At 68.2% G+C, this 22,469-nt stretch carries 18 protein-coding genes and 2 pseudogenes; 3 read left to right on the top strand and 17 right to left on the bottom strand.

Annotation, left to right across the window (positions count from 1 at the left end; all coding sequences use genetic code 11):
• Positions 1 to 96: 96 nt before the first annotated feature.
• Positions 97 to 882 carry an IclR family transcriptional regulator gene (locus SGFS_RS10335; protein WP_286249505.1) on the top strand — a complete coding sequence of 262 codons (786 nt, stop codon included), beginning with the start codon at positions 97 to 99 and terminating at the stop codon, positions 880 to 882.
• Between the two features lie 29 nt (positions 883 to 911).
• Here the strand turns inward: SGFS_RS10335 and SGFS_RS10330 are convergent, their stop codons facing one another.
• The 5 genes and pseudogenes from SGFS_RS10330 to SGFS_RS10320 all read right to left on the bottom strand — a co-directional run.
• Positions 912 to 1,208, bottom strand: coding sequence for a hypothetical protein (locus tag SGFS_RS10330; protein WP_286249504.1), 297 nt, complete (start codon positions 1,206 to 1,208; stop codon positions 912 to 914).
• Between the two features lie 491 nt (positions 1,209 to 1,699).
• Positions 1,700 to 1,819: pseudogene (locus tag SGFS_RS51800) on the bottom strand (helix-turn-helix domain-containing protein); the annotation flags it as partial.
• Between the two features lie 107 nt (positions 1,820 to 1,926).
• Positions 1,927 to 2,556, bottom strand: coding sequence for a hypothetical protein (locus SGFS_RS51370; protein ID WP_350284085.1), 630 nt, complete (start codon positions 2,554 to 2,556; stop codon positions 1,927 to 1,929).
• A 907-nt stretch (positions 2,557 to 3,463) separates the two neighbouring features.
• Positions 3,464 to 4,588, bottom strand: coding sequence for a DnaB-like helicase N-terminal domain-containing protein (locus SGFS_RS10325; RefSeq protein ID WP_286249503.1), 1,125 nt, complete (start codon positions 4,586 to 4,588; stop codon positions 3,464 to 3,466).
• Positions 4,588 to 5,826, bottom strand: a pseudogene (locus SGFS_RS10320) (DNA cytosine methyltransferase); the annotation flags it as partial. The pseudogene SGFS_RS10320 and the gene SGFS_RS10325, both read right to left, overlap by 1 nt.
• Positions 5,827 to 6,430: 604 nt before the next feature.
• On the opposite strand from SGFS_RS10320, the gene SGFS_RS10315 reads away from it, so the two are divergent.
• The gene (locus SGFS_RS10315) at positions 6,431 to 6,769 is read left to right on the top strand and encodes a trypco2 family protein (RefSeq protein WP_286249502.1); all 339 of its coding nucleotides are present in this window, start codon (positions 6,431 to 6,433) and stop codon (positions 6,767 to 6,769) included.
• A gap of 45 nt (positions 6,770 to 6,814) precedes the next feature.
• Complete coding sequence (locus tag SGFS_RS10310) at positions 6,815 to 10,000, top strand: tetratricopeptide repeat protein (RefSeq protein ID WP_286249501.1); 3,186 nt, start codon at positions 6,815 to 6,817, stop codon at positions 9,998 to 10,000.
• 41 nt (positions 10,001 to 10,041) lie between these two features.
• Here SGFS_RS10310 and SGFS_RS10305 read toward each other — a convergent pair whose 3' ends face one another.
• The 12 genes from SGFS_RS10305 to SGFS_RS10250 form a co-directional block, all read right to left on the bottom strand.
• Complete coding sequence (locus SGFS_RS10305; RefSeq protein ID WP_286249500.1) at positions 10,042 to 10,539, bottom strand: hypothetical protein; 498 nt, start codon at positions 10,537 to 10,539, stop codon at positions 10,042 to 10,044.
• Positions 10,540 to 10,555: 16 nt separating this feature from the next.
• The gene (locus SGFS_RS10300) at positions 10,556 to 12,697 is read right to left on the bottom strand and encodes a site-specific integrase (protein ID WP_286249499.1); all 2,142 of its coding nucleotides are present in this window, start codon (positions 12,695 to 12,697) and stop codon (positions 10,556 to 10,558) included.
• The gene (locus SGFS_RS10295; protein ID WP_286249498.1) at positions 12,694 to 14,451 is read right to left on the bottom strand and encodes a hypothetical protein; all 1,758 of its coding nucleotides are present in this window, start codon (positions 14,449 to 14,451) and stop codon (positions 12,694 to 12,696) included. Before SGFS_RS10295 ends, SGFS_RS10300 begins: the two co-directional genes overlap by 4 nt.
• Positions 14,451 to 15,836 (bottom strand): site-specific integrase, encoded by a 1,386-nt coding sequence (locus tag SGFS_RS10290; protein ID WP_286249497.1) that lies wholly within the window; start codon positions 15,834 to 15,836, stop codon positions 14,451 to 14,453. Before SGFS_RS10290 ends, SGFS_RS10295 begins: the two co-directional genes overlap by 1 nt.
• A 208-nt stretch (positions 15,837 to 16,044) precedes the next feature.
• Positions 16,045 to 16,923 (bottom strand): adenine nucleotide alpha hydrolase family protein, encoded by an 879-nt coding sequence (locus SGFS_RS10285; RefSeq protein WP_286249496.1) that lies wholly within the window; start codon positions 16,921 to 16,923, stop codon positions 16,045 to 16,047.
• 23 nt (positions 16,924 to 16,946) lie between these two features.
• Entirely contained in the window at positions 16,947 to 17,177 is a 231-nt protein-coding gene (locus SGFS_RS10280; RefSeq protein ID WP_286249495.1) for a hypothetical protein, read from the bottom strand.
• 26 nt (positions 17,178 to 17,203) lie between these two features.
• On the bottom strand, positions 17,204 to 17,905 hold the full coding sequence (locus SGFS_RS10275) for an alpha/beta hydrolase (protein WP_286249494.1): 702 nt from the start codon (positions 17,903 to 17,905) through the stop codon (positions 17,204 to 17,206).
• 186 nt (positions 17,906 to 18,091) lie between these two features.
• Positions 18,092 to 18,337, bottom strand: coding sequence for a hypothetical protein (locus SGFS_RS10270; RefSeq protein WP_286249493.1), 246 nt, complete (start codon positions 18,335 to 18,337; stop codon positions 18,092 to 18,094).
• A complete protein-coding gene (locus SGFS_RS10265; protein WP_286249492.1) occupies positions 18,334 to 19,104 on the bottom strand; it encodes a hypothetical protein in 771 nt (256 codons plus the stop codon). The genes SGFS_RS10270 and SGFS_RS10265 overlap by 4 nt, the downstream gene beginning before the upstream one ends.
• A 102-nt stretch (positions 19,105 to 19,206) precedes the next feature.
• Positions 19,207 to 19,509: a hypothetical protein gene (locus SGFS_RS10260; protein WP_286249491.1), complete on the bottom strand. Its 303-nt coding sequence runs from the start codon at positions 19,507 to 19,509 to the stop codon at positions 19,207 to 19,209.
• 357 nt (positions 19,510 to 19,866) lie between these two features.
• The gene (locus SGFS_RS10255; protein WP_286249490.1) at positions 19,867 to 21,666 is read right to left on the bottom strand and encodes a type IV secretory system conjugative DNA transfer family protein; all 1,800 of its coding nucleotides are present in this window, start codon (positions 21,664 to 21,666) and stop codon (positions 19,867 to 19,869) included.
• A 33-nt stretch (positions 21,667 to 21,699) separates the two neighbouring features.
• Positions 21,700 to 22,467 carry an SPDY domain-containing protein gene (locus SGFS_RS10250; protein ID WP_286249489.1) on the bottom strand — a complete coding sequence of 256 codons (768 nt, stop codon included), beginning with the start codon at positions 22,465 to 22,467 and terminating at the stop codon, positions 21,700 to 21,702.
• Positions 22,468 to 22,469 lie beyond the last annotated feature (2 nt).

Raw genomic sequence — 22,469 nt, 5'->3', positions numbered from 1 at the left:
GTAGGACTTACGCAAGCGGGCTCGACCATGCGGCAGCGAACGTGGCGACGCTCGTGACTACCAGGGAAGATGTCCGTGTCTAACGAGGTTCCTGCTGTGAGCGCAGCGGTCCGCATTCTTGAGCGTCTTGCCGCGGAACTGCCACGAGCCGTTTCGCCGACCGTCCTTGTCAACGAGCTCGAACTCAATCGCTCGACTTGTTACAACATCCTGGCGACACTGCAGCAGGCCGGCTGGGCGAACAAGCTGGAAGCCCGTGGCGGCTGGACGCTCGGACCTGGACTGCTGGCTCTGACCGGGGTCAGCGACGACTCCGTCACAGCAGTGGTGCAGGAGGAGATCGACAGGCTCAGCCACCGCCTCGGTTACGTCGTCTTCGCCGCCAAACAGGACGGATCGGGGGGATACACGGTCATCGCGACGGCGGATCCCCGGCGAGGCGTGCGGGTTGTGGTCGACGTCGGCGACCGCTTCCCCTTCTCCGCCCCCGCACTCATGCAGGCGATGTACGCACATCGGCCCTTCGGCGACTTCCTGGCGACCGCCCGGAGCAAAGTCATCGAGAAGTTCACCGAACACACGGCGGTGGATGTCGACGTACTGGAGAGGATCTTCTCCGAAGTGCGCAGGCGTGGCTTTAGTACGAGCGTCCGTCAGTTCAACCTCGCCCAGAGCGGTGCCGCGGCCCCGGTCTTCGACCGGGACGGCAAGCCTCATCTCGTGGTGGCCACGCTGGCCTTCTCCAGTGAACTGGACGAGAGCAACATCGCCTCGGTCGGACAGTTGATCAGCACCACCGCGGGTCGCATCACCGACCGCACCGGTGGAACGCATGTGCCTGACGCCGGACGCGACGAAGCAACGGTGGCGTCCGCCCCGTAAACGAGACACCCGGCGCCTCCCGCGACCGTTCACCCCGGACGCGTCCGGCCATCCAATCTCGCGCTGAGCGCAAGGATTGGCGCATAGTGCAGAACGTGTGGGTGATCTGCCAAGTCGTTCGTGCCATCGTCGCCGAGGTTCTCCACCCCATGGGGCGGATAGGACGCGTTGTTCCAGGCGAACGACGCACCCAGGTCGCCCCAGTACGGATTGAGCACACTCAGTGTTCCGTGCGACGCGCACAGCACCGGACCCACCAGGGTGCGCAGCAACGAATCGGGCTGCGCGATCCCACGGCTCTGCCGCGCGGACGCGCGCGTTCTCACGCCATGAATAAAACCACCGGCACAATAACCTCCCACCCCTGAGCGGAGGCCGCACTCATGGCGAGCCTGCGGCCGTTCACGCTCAGAGAGATGGTAAAGGCTGCGCGCTGTCGCTGATATCCAGTCAACAAACCGTCCTGCGCGGGCCATTGGTACCGAACGCCATGCTTCAGCCGAAAGTGCACGTCCTCGACAGCTGCCCGAAAGCGCAGCATGCCTGTGGCCGAACCGGCAGGCGCGAGTCAAGCGTCTCGGGGCACAGCGTCCACGGCGCGCCAGACCGCGAATGGCAGCTGCTGACTGGCACGTCGCGGCTGATTCCGGTGGAGGCATCGCACGGGGGTTCGCGTCGGAGGTGACCCCTGCTTCTGACCTCGGGATCACCGTTGATATGTGCCCGGCGTGCTTCCTAGCCAAGATCAGCTACACCACGTCACGGGACGCCATCGAGGCTGCCGACTCGCTTCGGTCGTAATTCGTCTTGGGCACCCCAGGGATTCAGCAGAATCATGGTCTGTGGCCAGCGGGGCCGCGAGGTGTCCGTCGCCACGGTGTTCGCGCAGGATCGTGGCCGCCCGCCAGAGCTGGAGGTGGGTGAGCTTGAGCCAGGGAAACTCGGGGAAGCGCGTTTGCGGTTCCTCGCTTCGCGAGCTGGCCCACCAGAGGATGAAGGTGAATCGAGTTGGACCAGTCTCCGATGTCGATACAAGCCGTGCAGTCATGATCGCCGGTTGGGTCGGCCCCACGTCAGCTGTTCCCACAGAATCCAGGTCGGCAGCGCCTTACGAGGCGTCTGCGTGGCAATCTCAACGTGTGGGCTGACCCAGCAGTCAGCGTCGACGGCTCGTCGGGAGGCGAAGGGCCGGGGCCGGGGGTGTGGTGTTGATCTGGCCTTTGCGCCGGGTTGCTTGATGGGGGTGGGTCTGGCGGGTGCCGCTTCCGTGCGCGAGTTCTTCAGCGAGGTGGGCGAGGATACCGGCGGGGGTGTAGGCGGAGGCGTGGATGGCCCAGGTGGGGTGGTTGATGGTGGGGCCGGCCAGATGGTCCAGCTGTCGAGGTGGGTGTGGGGTGTTTGAGCGGCGAAGGCGTCGAACTGCACGCCGACGTCTTCCTGGTTGCTCTGCCAGCGCAGCCAGCGTCCGTCCATGGTGTGGGTCCAGCCCGCGTCGGTGAGGGGGCGGGTTGCCTCGGTGGCGGTCTTGTCGATGGCGGGGGTGCCAAGGGCTGTCTCCCAGGCGTCTCCGGAGGCGAGAACCGTGAGCAGGGTGTTCAGGACGGGGGCAGGTGCGGCGGCGGTGATTGCCATGTGCCACATGCGGTCGCTGACCGGTGTTTCGTAGGCGGCGATGGTCCACTTCGGGCCACGGGATGTGGCGTCGTGGTCGAAGAGGATCCGCAGGGTGAGCGCCTCGTGGGTGGCGACGGTGGTGTGGTCTTCCCGGGTGCGGTACTTCTCCCAGTCGTTGTTCTCCGTGAGGAAGTCGTTGAGCAGGGCTTCGTGGCCGCCAGGGTCGGCTTCGTAGGAGGGGACCCTCTCGACGTGCGGGGCGGCGGGGGTTTGCGCCGTGTCGGGTGAACGGAGGGCTGGTGCGTGCCTGGGCGGTCTGCTGTTCGATGTCGGTCATGGGTGCGGGTCCGGGGCGTACGGCGTCGCTGTGAAGGCGTTGGAAGGAGGTGAGGGCCTGGGCGGGGGATTCGAATCTGTCGGCGATGGAGCGCAGGTGGTTCTCGCCGTGCAGGGCGACGGTCCCTCCGTCGAAGTAGGTGCCGATGGCGACGGTGGTCCAGCCGTCGTGGGCATGGGCGTGGATGATGAGCCGGCCGTGGCGGATGTCGTCGTAGATGGTCTGGGCTGCGTTGGAGACCTCCCGTACCTCAGCGCGGGTCAGCCAGTGCATGGGGTAGTTCGCCCAGGTCCATTCCTCGTCGATGGCTTCACGTAGCCGGGGTGTGGTCTCGGTGGTGATGCCTTCGGCGTGCAGGGCGTGGGTGGTTTGGTGGGCCCAGTAGGGCTCTTCGTGGTCGATCCGGGCCAGGACCATGGTGTGGTCGTCGAGGTTCTCGAAGCCGCGGGCGGCCAGGAGGGCCTGGGCGGCGCGGTGGTGGGTGCCGGTGAGGGTGGCGGTCACGGCGCTGGTGTGGGCGGGGTGGGTGTCGAAGCGGACGTGGGCGTCGATCGGGTGGTCGGACATGGAGGTGGGGCTCGATTCGGGTTCGGTCCCGGCTGGTGGGTTGGCCGGGTCCGGTAGTTGAGGTCATCGGTGGGCGCGTGCGGAGGTGAAGGCCGGCCGGTTGGGCGGACCGGCTCGGGGGGCCGGGGTGGGGCGTGCCGAGGGCCGGGTGGCGGGCGATGGGGCTGGAGTGGTGGCGCGGTTCCAGCGGGTGTGCAGGGAGTTGAGCTCGGCCAGGGCGCGGCGGCTGCCGGTGATGAGCTGGTGGGGGGTGTTCGCGGGGTCGTCGGTGTAGGCGGTGATCCGGTCGGCAACTGCGCGGGCGCGGGCGAGGAGGGCGCGTCGGAGGATTCTCTCGCCCCAGTACTCGGGGGAGCCGGCGGGTGTGGAGACCAGGGTCATCAGGTCTTTGGGGGTGAGGGAGTCGGTGAGCAGTCTGCGGTGCTGGGCCTCGCCGAGGACGGTGACCGGGTCGACCATGTCGCCGCGGTGGACCAGCGCCGTGATGGACTGCCAGAGCGCGGCGTGCAGCGGCAGCAGGAAGTCCGCATCGGTCAGCCACCGCATCTGCTGGACCTCTGCCGGATAGGCGGTGGCTGTCGCCAGGAGGAGGCGCTCTTCGTCGAGGTCCTCCTCGCCGGCCTGCCGTGGGACATCCGGGGGGAGTGCCGTGCGGGGGAAGGAGCCGGGGTGCGGGGCGAACTGTTCGGCGAGGGAATCCAGGACGCGGCCGATGTCGTCGGCCAGGCCGAGCGTCGCGGCTACCGGGTTGGGCAGGCCCGGGTCGGTTGCGGTGGACGCGAGGCGCTCGGCGTGCCCGCGCAGAATCCGGCGGGCGTTGTCGGCGCGGATCATCCTGGCGTATGCCGCAGCGTGCTTGGGCTGCGGGCAGAACTGGATGAGGGCGTGGAGGTAGGAGGCGCTCAGGCCGCGAGCGTGAGGACGGGCGTGGTCCAGCACCGCGTTGAGCCAGGCGGTGTCCTTGGCGTGGGCGGCGGGGTCGGGCGGCGGGAGCGTGCGGATCGCGGTGAACAACGCGGCGTGGGTGTGGCTGTCGAAGTGGTGGGCGATCAGCGGCTCGGTGTCGGCCAGACGCGCAGGCTCGAGGAGGAGGGCGCCGAGCAGGGCCTGCTCGGCGTAGTGCACGGGCTTCGGCGCCGGGACGCGGTCGAGGCCGTCGTCGTCATGGGGATCGGGGGTGTGGGGCATCAGGCGGCGAGGGTGAAGTCAGCAGGGTTGAAGGGCATGTTGAGGTGCGGGGCGAGCAGGTGTGCGGCCAGGCGAGGGGGGACGGCGTTGCCGATCTGCGAGAACATCTGGCCCTTGTTGCCTTGCCACGGATAGCCGGCGGGGAAGCTCTGCAGCACGCCCGCTTCCCGGGCGGTGATCTTGATCGGCTCCGGTGCCGACCCCGCTGCCTCGACGGTGGGTTCGGCGACCCAGGTGCACTCGTTGGCTCGGTGGCCGAAGAAGAGCGTGCCGGCGGGTTCGTCGGACCGGCGGATGGTGGCGTTGGTCTGGTTGTTGCTACGAAGCGACCACGACCAGCGGTGCGCCTCGGCAGTGAACGTGGGGGCTGGAGCGTCTGCGGGGCGGTTGTCGCGGGCGCCGTGCCGGGCGGTCCAGCCGGAGCCCTCTCGCCGGGAGGCCAGGACGATCTCGGAGTCGGGGCGGGGTGCCCAGGTGCCGCGGGCGCGTGCGTCGGTGAGGGTCTTGCGGGAGCCGGAGGGGAAGGGCTCTGGGCCTCCGCCTGGTCCGCCGCCCGCGCACACAGTGGGCACGGGCCGGTCGGTGGCGCCCCAGCCCAGAGCCTCCGCCATGGACACCCAGCGGGCGCGGCCGGGCCCGAACAGGCTTTCCGGCTCGGCCAGTTGTGCATGCGTGGGAGGTGGGGGCTCGGCGGTCCGTACCCGCGAGGCGAGCAAGATCGCCCTCCGCCTGGTCTGCGGGACACCGTAGTCAGCGGCGTTGAGAATGCCGACCCACACCGAGAAGCCCCAAGTGCGCAGGATGGCCGCGTACTGCTTCCACAACGGCAGAACGTCGGGGACCTCTTCCATGGCCACCCATTCGGGCTCGCCCACGGTGTTCAGGGCGTGCAGGTAGCGCATGGGCTCGGCCGCCAGGAGAGAGCGTTCGTCCGCGCACGCGCCGAGCAGCTGCTCACGGGTGTCGCGTCCGGCCGCGAGGTCGGCGACGGCCTGGTGGACGAGCGGCTGGTCGACCAGACCGAGGCGCTTGCCCGCCATGCTCCATGCCTGACACGGAGGGGAGGCGATCAGCCCGAGGATGCGGCCGGAGAAGATCCACGTCGGATAGCGGGCGACATCGGTCCGGATCGTCAACTGCCCTGCCATGGCCCTGGTCTTGCAGGCCCACTCGTCCCACTCCAGGCCGATGTCCCGCGCGCCGAGGACGGTGAGCGCGTGGCTCCAGCCGCCGGGACCTTTATCCCGGCACTTTCCGTGTCCCCCGCAGGTCGTGTCGCTTAACTCCCCGCTAGCCGAGGGAGAGATGTCGGATACACCAGCCGGGCCATGAGTCTCATTTTACTTCGGCGTCAACCAGCTCACGTGACGCATATCACAACCGATCGCGCGTCCTCGATGGGCGTAAACCTCCTGCCGTGACACGCCTCCGATCGCCCTGCGCCTCTCGTCGCCAGCCCGTCCGGACCCGATCTAACTTCCGCTTGCTGTAGCCACCCTGCCGCCTCACCAACACGGAGAACAACCATGCGCCGCCCCGACCGGCCCTCCGTCGCGCGTCAAAACTCCGACGGGCTTGCTCCTCCTTGAGGAGCTCTACGAGAGCTTCCGCACCCAGGAAGGTGTCGCCTGGGACTGTTCTTCGCGCGCAACACGTCTCATGAGACATCCGGCGTGAAGCGAGGGTGTGTGACCTGGGGCTAGGTTCAGCCTCGTGCGGCGACGGCACTGGCCGGAGCGTATTTGTCGCGTGGCAGAAGTGGAATGAGTTCCTGACAGTTCGCCCTGGGACAGGCAGTCAGATACGTTCCCGCTGTAGGGAAGAGAGAAGAAGGGGGCTGTGATGAGCGACGCAGACCGTGCGGAGCAGGATGGGATGGACCTGGCGGACGCAATCACGCTGCTACGGGACCAGGTCGCCGTAGCGCAGAAGCGGATCGCTACTCCTGCCGGTACTGGGGACGACCCCACGAAGCAGGTGCTATTCACTCTTGGAGAGATCACGGTGGAGCTCGGTATGGAGCTGGCGCACACCCGCGAGAAGAACGGTGGGCTGAGGTGGAGCGTTGTCAGCTTGGGGGGAAAGAAGAGCACCGCAGACCGGGCGACCCACACGGTCACGGTGAAGTTGCAGCCGCATCAGCCGGGCGGCGGCGACATCGATGTTAGCGACGAGGAGTAGATCCGACCTAGTTCGGCATCTATGGGGATCTGAAGGGCGAGGGCTGTGGTGGAGTTAGACCGCAGGGTTCAAATCCGGGTCCGCAAGCCCGGCAAGGATAAGCGAGGCTTCGGCACTGGCTATCTGCTGGCGCCGCGCCTGGTGCTGACAGCCGCACATGTCCTTGACGGCATGTCCGCGGTGGGGCGAGACGCGGTGACTGTGTCTCGCCCGGATGTGGGAGACGAAGAGTTTCCCGCGGCCGTTTGCTGGCAGCGAAACGATGACATGGTGGATGCCGCGCTGATCGAAGTCAACGACGGCCACGGCTGGCATACGCCTGAGTCGCTTACTGATCTACTCGCCCGGCCACCCCAGCGGTTCGGCCGCCTGATCGGCACGCGCCCGCACCCGGTCACCCTGGTCGGGTTTCCCCGCATGCAGAAAGCCCCTGGCGACGGGCGCCGCCTGGATGAACAGCTCATCGGGCACATTCTTCCTGGCACTGGTTCCCTCGCCGGCCGCTACGAAATCTCCAGCACCGTGCCCACCTTGCCCGCCGCCGTGAGCGACAGCCGTTGGTCCGGAGTATCGGGAGCCGCAGTCCTTAGCGACGACCCCTTCGGGGAGGAGCTGTTGTGCGGGGTCATCCGTCGCGACCGACAGAGCGACGACGGAACCCGTCTGTCTGCCACTCCCACTGCCCACCTCTTGGCCGACGAGGACTTCTACACACTGATCACCCGGCACACTGGCTGGGAACCGGTTCTGGAACCGGCCGAGGCAGTCAGTCTGTTCGCCCCGGCCGCCTCAGAACGCGATCTAAACTCAACGGCCGCTCTGCTGCGCGCAGATGCTGAAGTCGTGGCCTTCCACGGCCGTGAGAGTGAACTCGCCGACCTGCGCACTTGGTGCGAGACAGGGTCGGTCTCCCTGTCGGTACGAGCTTTGACCGGTCCCGGTGGCCAGGGCAAGACCCGCCTGGCCCGCCGCCTAGCCGACATCCTCAGTCAACAGGGGTGGGCCACCGGGCATCTGCGCTCCGAGCTCGTGGACCACGACACCCCGTCCGACTTCTCCACGCTAGCCACGGCCCTGCCCCTGCTGGTCGTCGTCGACTATGCCGAAACCCGCCCCCGGTTGATCCGCCGCCTCGCGGACCAGCTGCGCCGCTCCCGTCACCGCGTGCGGCTGCTGCTAATCGCCCGCTCCGACGGCGAGTGGCGCACAGACGCGCTCAACGCTGCCCCGGCTGTCCGCACTCTGCTCACCGCAGCCATCATGACGCCACTCGCCCCCCTCATCCCTCGCACTCAGCCTGCCAATGAACGTCTGAGCGCCTTCACCCGCGCCGCCCGAGATCTTGCCCGTTTGTTGCCCCGCGTGCGCACCGTTCCCGCGTATGACTGGGAAGCTCTTGCCTCCGCTCTACAGCCACCTGACGACCTGGGCGATCCTCGCTACGACAACGCCCTTACCCTGCAGATGACGGCACTGGTCACCCTGCTGCAGCGTGGCCCCAATCCCGCCGACTCCGCACCAGAGGCCCCCGCGGAAGAGATCCTCCTACTGCACGAGGAACGTTTCTGGGAGGAGAGCGCCGAAGCCCCCGCTCACAAGCTGGACCTGACTACCCCCGCCCTGGCCGCAGCCGTTGCCGCCGCTGCCATGTGCGGGGCCACCAGCGAGGAGGAGGCTGCCGCAGTCATCAACACGGTTCCGGGCCTGCCCGCCGACAGGACGCTCCGCACCGCGTACTGGCTTTCCAAGCTGTACCCGGCCGATGCCGGCCGCTACTGGGGTTCCTTGCAGCCCGACCGCATCGCGGAACACCACGCTTCGCGCACCCTGGCCCGGGGCGGCATTCGCCTGCCCACTCTCCTCGAAGCGGCCACATCGAGGCAACAGGTCCAACTCATCACAGTGCTGGCTCGTGCCGCCATCGCGCACCACAACGCCAGCCGCATCATCGACAGCAGCCAGCTCCTCCAAACCGTCGACGCTGCCCTGGACAAAGCCACGCTCACCTATCAAACCGTTGAGGCCGCAACAGCCGCATTGCCTGACTCGTCCCGCGTCACCGCCCTGCTCGCACTGAGGTTCACCGCCGGCCTCGTCGAAGCTGACCGACAGCTCGCGCGGGACGACCCGGCGCAGTACGAGCCCAACCTAGCTGCCGCGCTGTCCAACCTTGCCATCCGGTTGTCGGATGCGGGGCGTAGGGCTGAGGCTCTCGCCGCCGTCGAGGAGGCGGTGGATATCCAGCGTCGCTTGGTTTCGGATAACCCGTCCGAGTACGAGCCCGACCTTGCCCTGTCACTCTCCACTCTTGGTCTTAGGTTGTCGGATGTGGGGCGTGGGGCCGAAGCTCTCGCCGTATTGGAGGAAGCGGTAAATATCCAGCGTGGGTTGGTTGAGGATAACCCGACCAAATACGAACCTTACCTGGCCTCCGCGCTGTCCAACCTCGGCATCCCGCTAGCGAGATTGGGGCGGCGTGCCAAAGCTGCCGCCGCTGAGCAGGAGGCGGTGGATATCCGACGTCGGTTGGCGGCGGATAACCCGGATGCGTACGAGCCCGACCTCGCCCGCTCGCTGTCCAACCTCAGCAACCGTCTCTGTGAGTTGGGACGTGGGGCCGAAGCTCTCGCCGCCGTGCAGGAGGCGGTGGATATCCAGCGTCGGTTGGCGGCGGATAACCCGGATGCGTACGAGCCCGACCTCGCCCGGTCGCTGTCCAACCTCAGCCTTCGGCTGGGCGAGGCGCAGTTGGAGGACGAAGGGTTCGCCGCTGCAGAACAGGCGGTGAAGATCTACCGCCGGCTGGCAGCGGCTAACCCGGGCTCGTACGCAGCCACCCTCGCCGTTTCGCTGTCCAATCTTGGCATCCGGTTCTCTACAGCGGATCGTGGGGCCGAAGCTCTCGCCGTCTTGGAGGAAGCGGTAAAGATCCAGCGTGGGTTGGTTGAGGATAACCCGGCTGCGTACGAGTCTCACCTCGCCGCCTCCCTGACCAATCTCAGTGCTGAGCTATCGGGTGCCGAAGGGCTTACCATCGCAGAACAGGCCGTGGAGATCTACCGCCGGTTGGCGGTGAATAATCCGGCGACATATGAGCCTTACCTTGCCACCGCACTGACCGCCCTTTTCCAGCGATTGTCGGAGATGGGGCGGAGAGGCGAAGCTCTCATCGCCGCAGAGCATGTTATGGAAATTCGAAGTCGGCTGGCGACGGATAACCCCAATGCGTAAGAGGATGATCTTGCCCGTCACTGACCCTCCTGACAGCGGTGTCAACTGCACGATCCGTACGGGGCCGTTCCGGGCCGGGCAGCGGGCAGGTGGCGGACGTTGCCGAGGGCTGTGGCCTGTTCCCGTAGACGTACGATCTCGTCGTGCTGTGCGGCCAAGCGTGAGACGGCGAGTTCCTTGAACGTTGTGAGCTCGGCAACGGTCTCGTCCCGCTGAGCCAGGCGTTCCTTGAGCTCGGCGACCTTGGCCTTGAGTCGCTCGATCTGTGCGATCCGCGGGTCGAGGATCTCTCCGGCCTCCTGCAGAGTACGAAGTCGCCGCTCGAACTCTTCGGCGAGGTGCTGGTAGGGGCCGGGGCGGGTGGTGCCGTCACGGTTCTTCTTCGGGTAGAACGCGGTGCGGGTCACGCCGGCTTCGGCGGCCAGTGTCTTCAAGTCGCAGCTGCCACCGGGCGGGAGGTCACCCTTCAGGAGCCGGTCCATCGCGGCCCGGACGGCCTCCTCGTTGCGGGCGCGGGTCTCTGCGCTGATTCGAGCCATGAGGTGGGGAATCTCCTTACGCGGTGGCGGCGTCGATCGAGGCCAGGACCTTCACGTCCCGATCCAAGTCGGCTTGCAGTCGGGCCTTTTCGGTCTTGTGGTTGCGGCCGATCGACCCGATGAAGACCTTTTTGGTCCGCACGCTCTCGGCCCACACCGGGCGGTGGCAGGGATGGTGGGTAGCCTGCGGGCAGCGGGCGGAATCGCACATGCCCGCCAGCGGCTTCGTCGCGTTCGGGGTGCCGGCCAGCTTCAGGCACAACGCCTTGGAGGGGTCGATGAACCAGCAGTAGTTCGCCACCCCCAGGTGTAGGACGCTGGCGATCTCGGCGAGGAGGGCTCTGACCTCCTGGTCGCTGCCGACGACCGTGGGGTCCTCGGCGGCAGCGCGGGCCAGCTTCCCGTCGACGCTGGCGAAGAAGCTGATCAGATCGCGGGCGCCGGGACCTGACGGCATCTCGCCCTGCTGGTAGCGTCGGTACTCGGCCAGCACGAGGTCCTTGTTACGCTCCGCCTCCTCGGCGTTGACCTCCGCGAGGAACTTGGCCTGTGCCCCGCCCGGACGGGCCGCATATCCTTCCGTTGTCACCACAGACAAGTGCTTGAGCTGCACCTTTGCGGCCAGCAGGCCACCGGGACGGTAGGCGATCTCCAAGGCGAGTGTGCGCCTGAGCATCCTCGTCGTGAGTTGTCCCTCCGGGATCGGAGCCAGCCCCAGTGCCTGTCCCGCGGCGCCGTTGACCCACTGGCGGAACAGCGTGAAGCGGTCGCTATCGAGTGGCGAGGTGAGCAGGGGGTCACCGATCTGGGCGTCCGGGCCCAGGAGTTGCTCGGCAACCTCCGCCGCCTGATACGCCTCCCGGATCACGACCCATTCATCGGGAACGCCGCCCAGAGGTTTTCCCTTGATGACCCGGCTCGCCAGCTTGTACCTCTTCAGCCCCGGGCCGGCCTCGATAGGGGGAACACGGCAACCCACATTCATCTCTCGCAGTTCGCTCTGGCGCATACCGGAAAGCGCCACGATGACCACGTGCGAGGCGGTCTTCACCACGCCGGTGAGCGCCCGCAGACCGCGCTCGGACAGCGGCCCCGACCAGGGCACCTCCCCTTGGCCGTCGGCTCGCTCCACCACGCTGGCCCCGCGGCAGAACGGCTCCTCGATCCCAACGGCCTCCACCGCGCCTTCCAGGACGTCGCGCACCGCCAGCAACGTGGAAGGGCTGATCTCCCTCCGGCCGGCTTCTGCGGCGAGGGCGTAGAGGTTGACCTGGCCCAACGGGTCGTCCTTGCTGATCCACTTCCGGGCCTTGGCCCAGTTGACGTTCCGGTCGAAGGGACGCTGTTCTTCGACATGGCGGCGAATAACCGCCTCAAGTTCGCTCAAATTCATACGTGCTGCGGGCAGCGCTGCCCGATGGGCGACATAGCGCCGCTTGGCGTCAAGTTCGCGGAGCAGGGGCGGGGCCAGGGTCTGGACGAGGTAGAGGGCTGCACCCAGGAGCGGCTGGAACGTCGGATCCGCGACCGGCGGCGTCTTGTTCGCGTTGCCGCTGGGCTTGCTGGTGGCCTGTCCCGGGAACGGCCGCAGCCCGGGGCGATAGCGGTCGGTGGTGAACAATTCGCTGTAGCGGGCCAGCCCGATGATCGTCAGCTCGACGGCCCTGCGGACGCTGGGGCGGTCGTGTGTCTTCTTGCCGTCGGGGCGGTGGGTGGCGCGGTACTGGGCGAAGGACTTGCAGTGGTGTTCGGTGACCTCGCCGAGCTCGGTGATCCCCTGAGCGGTCAGCCAGTTCAGCCACCGGACCAGTTCCAGCAGTTCGCCGTAGAGGCTGTTGACGACGCGGACCGTCCGGTTGGCGTACGGCAGCGTCCGTACGGCTTCATGTCCGGGGGCCATCTGGGCGGCGATGTACTCCTTGGCCACCGTCTTCCACCGCTCATTGGTGATCCCCGAGAAGTCCAGACGCCGGGCGCACTTCGCCACGTAGGCGGGGATCCCGATGACCTGGGTGAAGACCCAGACGTCGTCCTCGAAGACCGAACGGGCCGCCCCGATGGGGAGGACGAAGCCGGCCAGGCCGCAAATGTCAGCCCCGGCGAAGGGTGACGGTGCGGTTTGGGACGGCGGGACCTCGGTCAGAGGTGTGGTGCTCACAGGGTGCTCTCCTCGGGCAGGAGCGGTATCTCGGCGTCGGTGTCGGTGACCTGGGCGGCGGCCGCAGCGAGCTGCGTGGGGTCGTACTTGATCAGGACTTCCTCGATGCGCTGGGCGTAGTGACCGAAGACGGTCATGAACTGTGCGGCGGGCATCTGCTGCCACTGCCGAGCGAAGAACGCCTTCATGCGCAGGAGGTTCGCCGCGTGCCGCGGCGTGAACAGGGCGAGTGGACACAGCAGGCACACCCAGGGGCGGGCCGGGCACGGCTTTCCCTTCGGACCGTGCACTCCCGCGGTGGGATCGGCGCAGGACGCCACGAACACATCGCGCTGGCCACCCACGAGCTCGGCGATCGCCCGATCGTCCAATTCCAGTTCACTGACCAGCTGCGGGAACTGACGGGCCAGGTCGGCGACCTGCTCATCCGACAGCATCATGGGCGGTTGCCCCCTGCGGAGCAGATCGCCCTGGGCCTGCTCGACGATGTCTTCCAGCGCGCTCTGCTGGGCCTCGGTCATCGACGACAGGTAGTGGTCGCCTTCTACTCCCGGGGTGTGGTTGGGGTCGATCGTCGAGCGCCGGGTGCCGATCCAGGAAGAGCGGTCCCGATGGGACTCGAACGTCGTGCGGATCCGGTGACGGTGCACCATGACCGGCGCCCCGTTGGCGTCGACCACCCCCGATTCCCGGGACCAGTCGACGGTGGTGGACTTGTAGGGGCGCCCGTACCTCCACGGCCCGAGGCCCTCGTCGCCCGCGCGACGTGAGGTGTAGGCGAGCCACAGCCACAGCCCGTTGCGCAGCCGCGGTGGGCAGTGCGATCTCGCCAGTTCGGCATACTCAAGCCAGCGCTCCAGCAGCCGCACAGCCTTGCTCGGCAGCGTGATGCTCTCCTCGGACGTACGGCCCTTGATATAGCGGACCAGCACCGCGCCGTCGCCGGCCCAGTCAAGGCCGTCGACGCCCAGATCGGCGATGCCGTCCGGCACGATGCCGCTGTACACGCCGAACAGCACCTGGTAGGCGATGACGATGCGAGGGCTGGGGAAGAGCGCTTCGCGTGCTTCCCCGAAGTAGCGCTGACGGTCACGGCCGATCCGATGGCGCATCTTCTCGTGCGAGATACCGGTGCGTTCGCCCAACTCCCGTGTCGTCACCGGGCCGTGGTGCACCATCAGCCAGAAGATGTTCTCTCTCGTCCAGCCGTGCACGTACGGGTCCTGGCCGGCCTCTGCCGTTGCTCTGGCCGCCCGGTACGCAGCCCATGACTCCTTGACGATCGTTCGGGCTGCACGGGTCAGCCCTGCCCAGGCGACTTCGTCGTACGGCGGCAGTGGCTCACTGTTCGGGTGCCGGTTGTACAGACGCCCTCGGACAAGTTCCCGGACGTCCGGCGCCAGCACGGAGGTCTCGGCGTCCAGGGCGGCGAGCATGCGGCGGCTCTCCGACTCCCGTCGATTTCCCGCCTCCCACCACAGCGCTGCGAGTCCAGTGCGGGTCAGCTCGGCTACCCCGCCCCGATGACCACGCTTTTCCAGTTCGCCGACGAACCAGTCGATGGTCCCCTTGTACTTCTCCGCAGTCCGGTGCGAGTCACCCGGACCGTGCGGGTGCATGAGGTAGACCAGGCCCGTCAGCAACTCGCGGACCAGCACGGGGTTCACCGATTCGTCGACGTTCAAGGTCGACGTGGTGCCGCGGGTGAATGTGCAGAACAGCCGCAGAGGGTTCTCCAGGATCTCCGCGGGCATCAGATATCGTCCTCATCGAAGTCGTCGAACTCGGCATCGGCCTCGCGTTCGGCCTCGGCGAGCAGACCGTGGTTGTGGCCCGCGCGCTCGTATGCCTCGCGGTAGATCCGGGTGGTATCCAGGCGCCGGAGGTACACCTCCGTGGTGAGGGTGCTGGTATGACCGAGGAGGTCACGCAGGATCATCACCGGGTCGTTCTGGCGCAGGTAGAGAGCCAGGGCCGCGTCCGCGTCAGTGTCCCTGACGAGCTTCGCGACCTGGGCGTAGTAGCCGCCGATCAGCATCTCGAGCGTCCTGATCGCGAACGTATGACGGCATCGGTGCGGAGCCGTATGCGGGAACCGTGCATCGAATCGATCCCTGATCCGCTCCGAGGTCCGCTTGAAGACCGTCGGCCAATCGCGAAACGGACTCCCATCACTCTGCACGGCCAGCAGCATCGATCCGCCGTCCGGCCGGACCAGACACCGGCGTTCCCGAGGCGTCAACTCGGCCCACAGCACGCGCTCGCCATCGACCCGGCCACCGACCGCGTCTGCCTCGGTCACCACCAGAGGCGAACCCCACTTGGCTGGCGGTATCCATGACGAGCGAGCCACCGCCACGGCACGCTGCAGCCGCAAGTACTGGTGCAACCGGGCGAGTGGGTCGTATGTCGTCCACGTGGTGCGGAACTTCCGGCCCTTCGTGACCCCGGGCGGAACCGGCACCCAGATCGGTAGCTCTGTCCGGCGGGGCGGCAATGGCGGAACCTCGCACTCCAACATGTACGTGAATTCCTGCCGCCGCAGCCCGCTGGACAAGACATAGCCGCCCACCGCCACGTTGCGTGCCGTCGTCCGGCCCCGGTAGAGGGCGTCCTCGGCGCCGTCCGGGCGCAGACCGCCCAGCCCCTTCAGGAACAGGTCCTCGAAGTCCTTCTCGAAGTACTTGATCGTCACGTGCGGCTTCGGCGTCCGCCGCTTGGAGAGGTTCACCGACTGCAGGCGCACCTGATCGCCGTACGCCGTGACGGCCTGCTTGTAGGTGAACGGCACCGCGGTCGTGAGCTCTTCGCCCTCGGCCCACCCATAGAACAGGGACAGGATGCTCATGTGCTGGTTCCAGGTGGATGCGGCGAACCGTTCCTTCAGCGGGCCGCACGCGCGGTGTACCGCGTAGGCGCTCAGACCGCGCCGCAACTCGCGGCGGCCGTCGAAGAGTTGGAAGCCCCGGCTGGCCAGGAAGAGCGTCCAGTCCCGCACCACCCGAACGTAGGTCTCCCAGGAGTTCGGGGCCGGGCAGCCGTTCGCCGGGAGTTCCTGGGCCCACCGGTTGATCACGGTCGTGACGCGGGGGCCAGCCGAGTCCTCGAAGAGGAGGTCGTCGTCAAGCAAGATCGGCATCCGGTCCGGGATGACCGGTTGGCTCGATAGCCCCCAGGACTCCCAGGTGGCAGACGAGAAGAACGTCATCAGCATGGCGGGGACCGTACCTATGCGACTCAAGCGACTGCAAAGCGCAAACGGGCTGGTCGTGGGGACGCGAGGCAGCAATGAGACGCTGCAGTTCTGCTCACAGAAGGCCCGGCGAACAGATCGAGGATGACCCTCCTCACGAGGCCAGTCCGAAGTCGTCCTGTACCGGCTCGTACTCGGAGGCTCCGCGGCAGGCCCAGGGAGAGCAGCCGTCGAGTACGCCGTTCTCCAGCTCCTCCACCGTGGCGGCACCATCGTCGAGTTCCTGCTGGCGCGCAGCCCACTCCGCGGCGGTGACGTGGTCGATGGGGGCTTGGTCGAGCGGGACACGGGAGCGGTGCAGGAACGCCTGGCCCAGCAGCCGGTTCCCGGAGGCGTTCGCGCGGGCGTTGCCCTGGCGGATGTCTGCGTCGAACGCGACCACGTCCGCCCATTCCTCCGGACTGCTGTCCCGGATATTCCTCCACTGCGCGTTTCCATGGAATGGACAACCGAGGCAGCTCGATTTCGGCGTGTCTGCCAGGCCAATAGAGGTCAAATAGCGGATGCAGTCTGCGCGTGACCAGCCGAGGTCTATGAGTGGATGCCGGTTGCGCATGTACTTGACGTCGGCGTCCTTGGCCCGGTGAAATTCATCCGTCGAGATGCCGACCCACTGTTCGACGAATATATCCTTGGGGATGCGCTGGGGGTAGGGGTAGCCGAGGAGTTCCCGGACCTTCTTCTTGATCGGTTTGATCTTGTATTCACCGGTGCACTGGCGCCTGGTCATGCCCTGTTTCCCGTCCTGGTTGAGGATGTGCAGCGGCATGGATGCGAAGCGGTGTTCGGGATCTAGGGCGTCGTCTCGGATGTTTCCTGCGGTGACGCGCAGGATGGGTATGCCTGCAGGGGTGGCGATTTCCTGTTCGAGGCGGTCGAGGTGGGAATAGACGGCTTTGGGTTCCCAGCCGGTGTCGGCGAAAATGGCGTAGTCGACCTTGGGGAGGATTCCTTCGGCGGACAGGGCGAGCATGGTGCTGGATTGAATTCCGGCGCCTAGTGAAATCGCGTGGAAGGCGGGGAGCTTGGAAATAGATGGTCCTGGGGGTGATGGGGCCGGCCCGGTTCGGCGGCGATGCGGGCGATGCGGGCGCTGATGAGGGCGGCGTGGCGGATGGGCAGGGCGTGTGTGGTGCGGGGGAGGACGTCCAGTGCGGCGGCCGGGAGGTGGGCGGCCAGCTGCTTGGTGTGGGCGGCGGGGATGTGCCGGTCGTCGGCTCCCGCCATGAGCAGCAGCCGGTCGCCGAGCTGGCTCAGGACGGTGAGGTCGCGCGGCTTGTAGTCGCGCAGGGACTGCCACAGGGCGGCGAGATCACCGGTCGCGGTGTGGCGGACGCCGTGGCGGCACGGCGGTGGCCCGTGGGCAGACCGGTTGGGGCGTGGGGCGAGGCTGTGGGGGTGCGTGGGGGCAGCCGCCGGCGCAGGAGATCCACCGTGCGAGGTGCGTGGGCGCAGGTCAGGGCAGCGAGGCTGCGTCCGGCGGCCAGCAGCCAGGCGCACGGGCCGCGGCCGGGCAGCACCGTCGCACCGCGTGCGGTGGGAGACAGCAGCACCATGCCCCGTACGCGGGTCAGGTGTTGGGGGTGCAGGGCGGTGAGTTCCTGCAGGACCAGGGCGCCCAGGGAGTGGCCGGCGAGCACGAGCGGTCCGGTGGGGACGAGACGGGTCACGATCTGGTGCAGGTCGTCGGCGAGCTGTTCGACCGTCAGCGGTGCCCGGCCTCGGGAGGTGTGGCCGTGCGCACGCTGGTCGTAGCGCAGGACGCCCAGGCCCAGACCGGTCAGGTGCCGGGTGTGCAGCCGCCACAAGTCGGCGGTGACGGACGCGCCGTGCACGAGGACGACCGTCGCGCCGTCGCGACGCGGGCGCACAGGCGTATCGCGGTAGACGGCCAGGGGTGTGCCGTCCGCGGCGGAGACGGACAACACCTCCGTGACAGAAGGCGGATGGGACATGGGCGTGGACTCCGGAAGGTGGGATCGCTGGAGGGGCAGCCGTGCGCTGAGGGCGGCGGAGACAGCTGTTGGACACCGCACTGCGCTTGTCGCTGTGAGCGGGGTGTAGGCAGGTACCGGGGCCCCGAGACTCCGAGGGGGCCGGGCGTTCAGCCCCGTACCGCTGGCCTTTGGGCGCCGAGACGATTAGCGGTGGCGTGCCCAGGGCGGCGTAGCGGTGGGCGTGGCGGCGATGGCTGGAGCTTGGTCCTGCGTCGATACCGATGAGGGCAAAGATCCGTCGGCACGCAGCTGGTCGCTGAAGGCGTCGTGCGTGTAGTTCCAGCCGAACAGGTGGATCAACGGACCGAGCGTGTCGCCGATCCGGTCCAGTCCGCCGCCGGCCAGGTGGCGCGGGGAGGCCAGGACGCGGTCCGTCGGGGTGAAGCTCACCGTCTGCGGCCCGCTCCCTGCTTCGTGGCAGGAGGCATCACGGCCGCTGCTCGGGCGGCAACCGTGGTGGGCTTGTGCTGGGCGAGGGCACGCCGGCCGTCGGCGGTGACGTCGAGGCGCTGGCCCTGGTGCAGGGGTGTCGTGGTGTCCACCTCGACGAGTCCTTGCTTGATCAGGGCGTTGAGGGTGGCGACGTTCACGGTTGCCCGGTCCTTGTCGATGGCCTTGAGCACGCCGTGTCGGCTGATTACGTAACGGGTGCCGCCTCCTGCGGACAGCCGGGCGAGGACGGCGTACTGGCTGGCCGTGATCTCCGGCACGGGTGTCTCCTGCTGCTGTTCGGCGTGCTGTTTCAGGTCCCGGGTGATGCCGCTGGCGAGGTAGTAGCAGCCGGTGTAGGCCAGGTCGAGCTGGTGGGCGGCGTCCGCGAGGTGCTCCGCCATGGCGGGGACGGCTTCCGCGTGCCGTGCCGTGCGCACGGCGGCTTCATCGGCCGGCGGGCCGGGGAACGCGGCGCCCTCCAGAGGGTTGGCCTCCAGCGCGCTGGCCAAGTTGGATGCGGCGATGCTGGCGGCGAAGACGACGGAGGTGAGCGCTTCCAGGGACGGGCGGCTGCCGGGTACGGCGGCGTACTGGCTGGCGTCGAGGGCGGCCAGGCGTTCCATGGCCTGTTGGACCAGCTCGTTCGTGGCCAGGATCTTCGACGTGAGCTGCTGCCGGGCGTCGGTGCCGGGTGTGAGGGTGAGTGAGCGGACTTCGCTGTGCAAGTCCTCGAAGGCGCTGCCGAGTTGCCGCAGTTGGGCGATCTCGGTTTGCAGGTCGATCTGGGGAATGGTGCTGCTCCGGGTGAGGGCCGAGGGGCTTGGTGGTCAGCGGCTGCGTCGGTGGGCCGGGTCCGGGGAAGGTGTCGCGGGCGTGGCTGGACGGCGGGAGGGCGCGGGCGGGATGTCCTGGAGGGTCGGGATCCCGAGGTCGACGCGCACGCTGGCGCCGAGCGTGTAGAGGTGGGACTCGGCACAGACCACCGCACCCACGGCGTCGGATTCACCGAACTCGGCGGGAAGTGTGTACTCCCGCGTTGCCTTCGTCGAGGTGAAGCCGTGCTGGATGAGGACACCCCTGGCCCGGTCGGTGACCGCGGTGGCGGTGACAGTGCCGTTGCGGAAGCGCATGGTGGCCTCGGGCTCGGCGTCGGTGGTGCGGGGGTAGCGCGTGGTCCAGGCGAGGTCGACGAGGTCCGTGGTGTGGGACAGGAGCCCGTAGAAGGCGACGCCGGCGCGCTCATGCGCGTCCTCGGCGGTCCCGGGCGGCAGGAGGTAGAGGGTGCGGCCCTGGTGCTGGCGGGCTGTGAAGCCTGCTGCGGTAAGGATGCGCGCGGCGTTGCGGATGGGGCGGTTGAGGACGGCGAACGTCCATCCGTCATCGGTCGAGCCGATGAAGACGTCGTGGTGGTCGGTGATGGCTATCGGTCATCCCGGTGGCTGGGTAAGTGGGGCAGCCCGGTGGGGTGCTCGGGCGTTGGTGGGTGGTCAGGCGGCGGGGCCGTAGTCGCTTTGCTGCGGGGCGTGCTTGGCGATGGCGCGGGCGGTGATGGCCTTCGATGCGCGGGCGGAGGCGGCAGTCAGTGCGTCGGCGTCGGGCTCCGCGTACCAGGGGCGCAGGTCGAGCATGGCGGCGCGCATGCCGGTGGCGAAGCACAGGGCGGTGCCCTTGGGCAGGGCGCGGATCGCGTCCGCGGCAAGGATCCGTTCCTGCCGCATCGACACGGAGGTCGACTTGCCCGAGTCGGAGATGGAGGTCGAGGTGGTCTCCACGTCGTGGTCGCCGATGAGGCGGGAGAGTTTGTCGGCGAAGTCGGGATCGTCGATGCCGGAGCCGATCACCTTGACGGTGCTCGCGGACCACATGGCGTCCATGCCCGCGTCGCCCCAGACTTTCTGGCCCTGGCGGTAGGACTGCAGGATCGTGATGGGGATGATGCCGCGCGAGCCCAAGTGGCTGTACAGGTCGGGCAGATCGGAGATCTTGCAGACGTTGGCGGCCTCGTCGAGGATCGCGAGCATCGGCGGGTCGAGCCGTCCGCCGGCGCGCTCGGCCTGCGCGGTCGCCGCGCGCATGACGGAGTCCGCGCACGCCGCGATCAGGGCACTGGCGCCGCCCCCACCGTCCTTCGACAGCAGGTACAGAGTGTCCGTGGACGAGACGAACTCCGACGGCCGGAACTCGGACACGTCCTTCTGCGGGGTGACCCACGCCGCGATATCGCTGTTGAGGAGGGCCGCGGCGTACTGTCGGGCAGTTTCGTAGATGCCGTCCCGGGTTTCGGGCGGTCCTTCGACGGTGCCCTTGAGCTGGGCGGCCACCGCGGTGAACTGGTGGTCGCGCAGGATGTCGAGAGGGGTGCGGTCGGCGGGGAAGGCCAGCCACTGCATGACGTCGGTGATGGGCCGTTCGTCGAGAGCCGCGGCGAGGAACAGCTGCGACAGGATGTTGCTGCCGGCCTTGGACCAGAAGTCGCCCTGCTGGCTGGCGTCCACGGACGCGGCGAGGAAGTGGCCGGCCAGACGGCCTGCGCCGTCGAGGGTCCTGGCGTCGGCGAGCGGGTTCCACCACATCTCCCGTTCGGCGTGGGCGATCTGCTGCGGGTCCATCGACCACGTCCGGCCGGTCCTCTGCCGTGCGTCGAGGGTGGCGGTGTAAGCGTCGCCGGCGGCCTTGTTGGAGGTCAGCAGGACGGGGCCGGGTGCGGCGAGGATTGAGGGGATCGCGAGCGAGGTGGTCTTGCCGGAGCGGGGCGCCATGATGGCGACGGCGACGTCCTCGTACCCCATGCGGACCTCGTGGCGGCTGCCCTGGAGGTTGCCGAGGAGGATGCCGGTGTCGGCGGCATCGATGTGCTTGGCGTCCTTCAGGCTGGGGCGCAGGGAGCGGGCCTTGGCGGTGATCGCCCGGGCCATCAGCGGCTCGATGTCCTTCGCCTTGGCCATGCCGGCGATCTTCTTCTTCCGGCCACTGCCGGAGTTCTTGTGCCGTGACCAGACTACTGCGGCGGTGAGGACGAGGGCGATCATCACGGTGACGGGGATGATGCGGGCACCGATGAGCAGGGTCGTTTCTCCGGCGGTGGGCCAGAGCTGGTCGGGGTGCAGGAGGGCGTTGATGGGCTGGTACGGCGCCCAGGGACCGGAGTGGGTGGCCCAGGCGGCGAGGTTGCCGCACAGCCAGGCGAGGTTGGACAGGGGGACGGCGATCGCGAGGGCGCCGAGGAGCACCTTGAAGGCGATGTCGTAGCCGTCGCTGCTGGAGGAGGCGGGGGAGGCGTGGGGCAAGGGCAGGATTCCGGAGTGAGGGGTGTGGCCGGGTCAGCGCGTACGGCGCGGTGGCGGCTGCGGCCGACGCGGCGGCAGCGAGGGCGCGCCACGCCGGCGGCGGGCGGCGAGGTCTTGGACGCGCTGCTCCAGCGGATCCAGCCCGTCCGGCGGGCCCGTCGGCGCGGGGGCCGTCCGCAGGTGGGGACGAGTCTGGAAGGGGAGGGCGAGCGGGTCGCGGCGCAGCGGTGCGGGGTCGGTGAGGGCGCTGGTGAAGGCGGCGACCAGGTGGAGCGGGGTGTCGGCGCCGAGGTGGGCGCGCCAGATCACCGTGTCGGGGTCGCCGGGCAGGGAGGTGGTGACGAACCAGCTGCCTTGCCCCTGGTCGGCGCGCTCGACCCGGACGGGGCTGTCGGGGGACGAGGCCGAGACGTCGGAGTGTTCCAGCCAGCGGGCCGCGTACAGGATCTCGAAGGGATCACTCGCCGCCGCTTCGGGGGCGGGCTCGGTGAGGGCGTCGGTGAACGCGGCGAGGATCTCCACCGGGATGCGCGCCCCGAACCGGGCGTACCAGGCGGGTTGTTCGTCGGTGGGGGCGTGGAGGATCGTCCACCACGGCTCGTCCGGGTCCGGGTACAGGCTCAGCTCGGCCTGCTGGTCGGGCCGGACCAGATGGACGATCGGGGAGAGCGGGGTGTGGTTGTAGCGCCATCCCCCGGCCTGGTGGAGGGCCACGGTGACCCAGCGCGGGTCCCCGCCCCCGGCCAGGCAGGGTGGGGTGACGAGGAGTTCGTCGGCCGCATCGTGAGGCAGGAAACGCATGC

Origin of the sequence: Streptomyces graminofaciens, from assembly GCF_030294945.1 — a bacterium.
GTDB lineage: Bacteria > Actinomycetota > Actinomycetes > Streptomycetales > Streptomycetaceae > Streptomyces > Streptomyces graminofaciens.
Note: the sequence above shows the minus strand (reverse complement) of the source record. Positions and strands in the feature narration are given on the sequence as shown.

Bases quoted from the DNA above. Each gene is read 5' to 3' on its own strand.
- SGFS_RS10260 (WP_286249491.1), bottom strand. From the start codon at position 19,509: ATGCGCTTCCGCAACGGCACTGTCACCGCCACCGCGGTCACCGACCGG.
- SGFS_RS10315 (WP_286249502.1), top strand. From the start codon at position 6,431: ATGAGCGACGCAGACCGTGCGGAGCAGGATGGGATGGACCTGGCGGAC.
- SGFS_RS10285 (WP_286249496.1), bottom strand. From the start codon at position 16,923: ATGCTCGCCCTGTCCGCCGAAGGAATCCTCCCCAAGGTCGACTACGCC.
- SGFS_RS10325 (WP_286249503.1), bottom strand. From the start codon at position 4,588: ATGCCCCACACCCCCGATCCCCATGACGACGACGGCCTCGACCGCGTC.
- SGFS_RS10305 (WP_286249500.1), bottom strand. From the start codon at position 10,539: ATGGCTCGAATCAGCGCAGAGACCCGCGCCCGCAACGAGGAGGCCGTC.
- SGFS_RS10295 (WP_286249498.1), bottom strand. From the start codon at position 14,451: ATGCCCGCGGAGATCCTGGAGAACCCTCTGCGGCTGTTCTGCACATTC.
- SGFS_RS10290 (WP_286249497.1), bottom strand. From the start codon at position 15,836: ATGCCGATCTTGCTTGACGACGACCTCCTCTTCGAGGACTCGGCTGGC.
- SGFS_RS10250 (WP_286249489.1), bottom strand. From the start codon at position 22,467: ATGCGTTTCCTGCCTCACGATGCGGCCGACGAACTCCTCGTCACCCCA.
- SGFS_RS10280 (WP_286249495.1), bottom strand. From the start codon at position 17,177: ATGGCGGGAGCCGACGACCGGCACATCCCCGCCGCCCACACCAAGCAG.
- SGFS_RS10275 (WP_286249494.1), bottom strand. From the start codon at position 17,905: ATGTCCCATCCGCCTTCTGTCACGGAGGTGTTGTCCGTCTCCGCCGCG.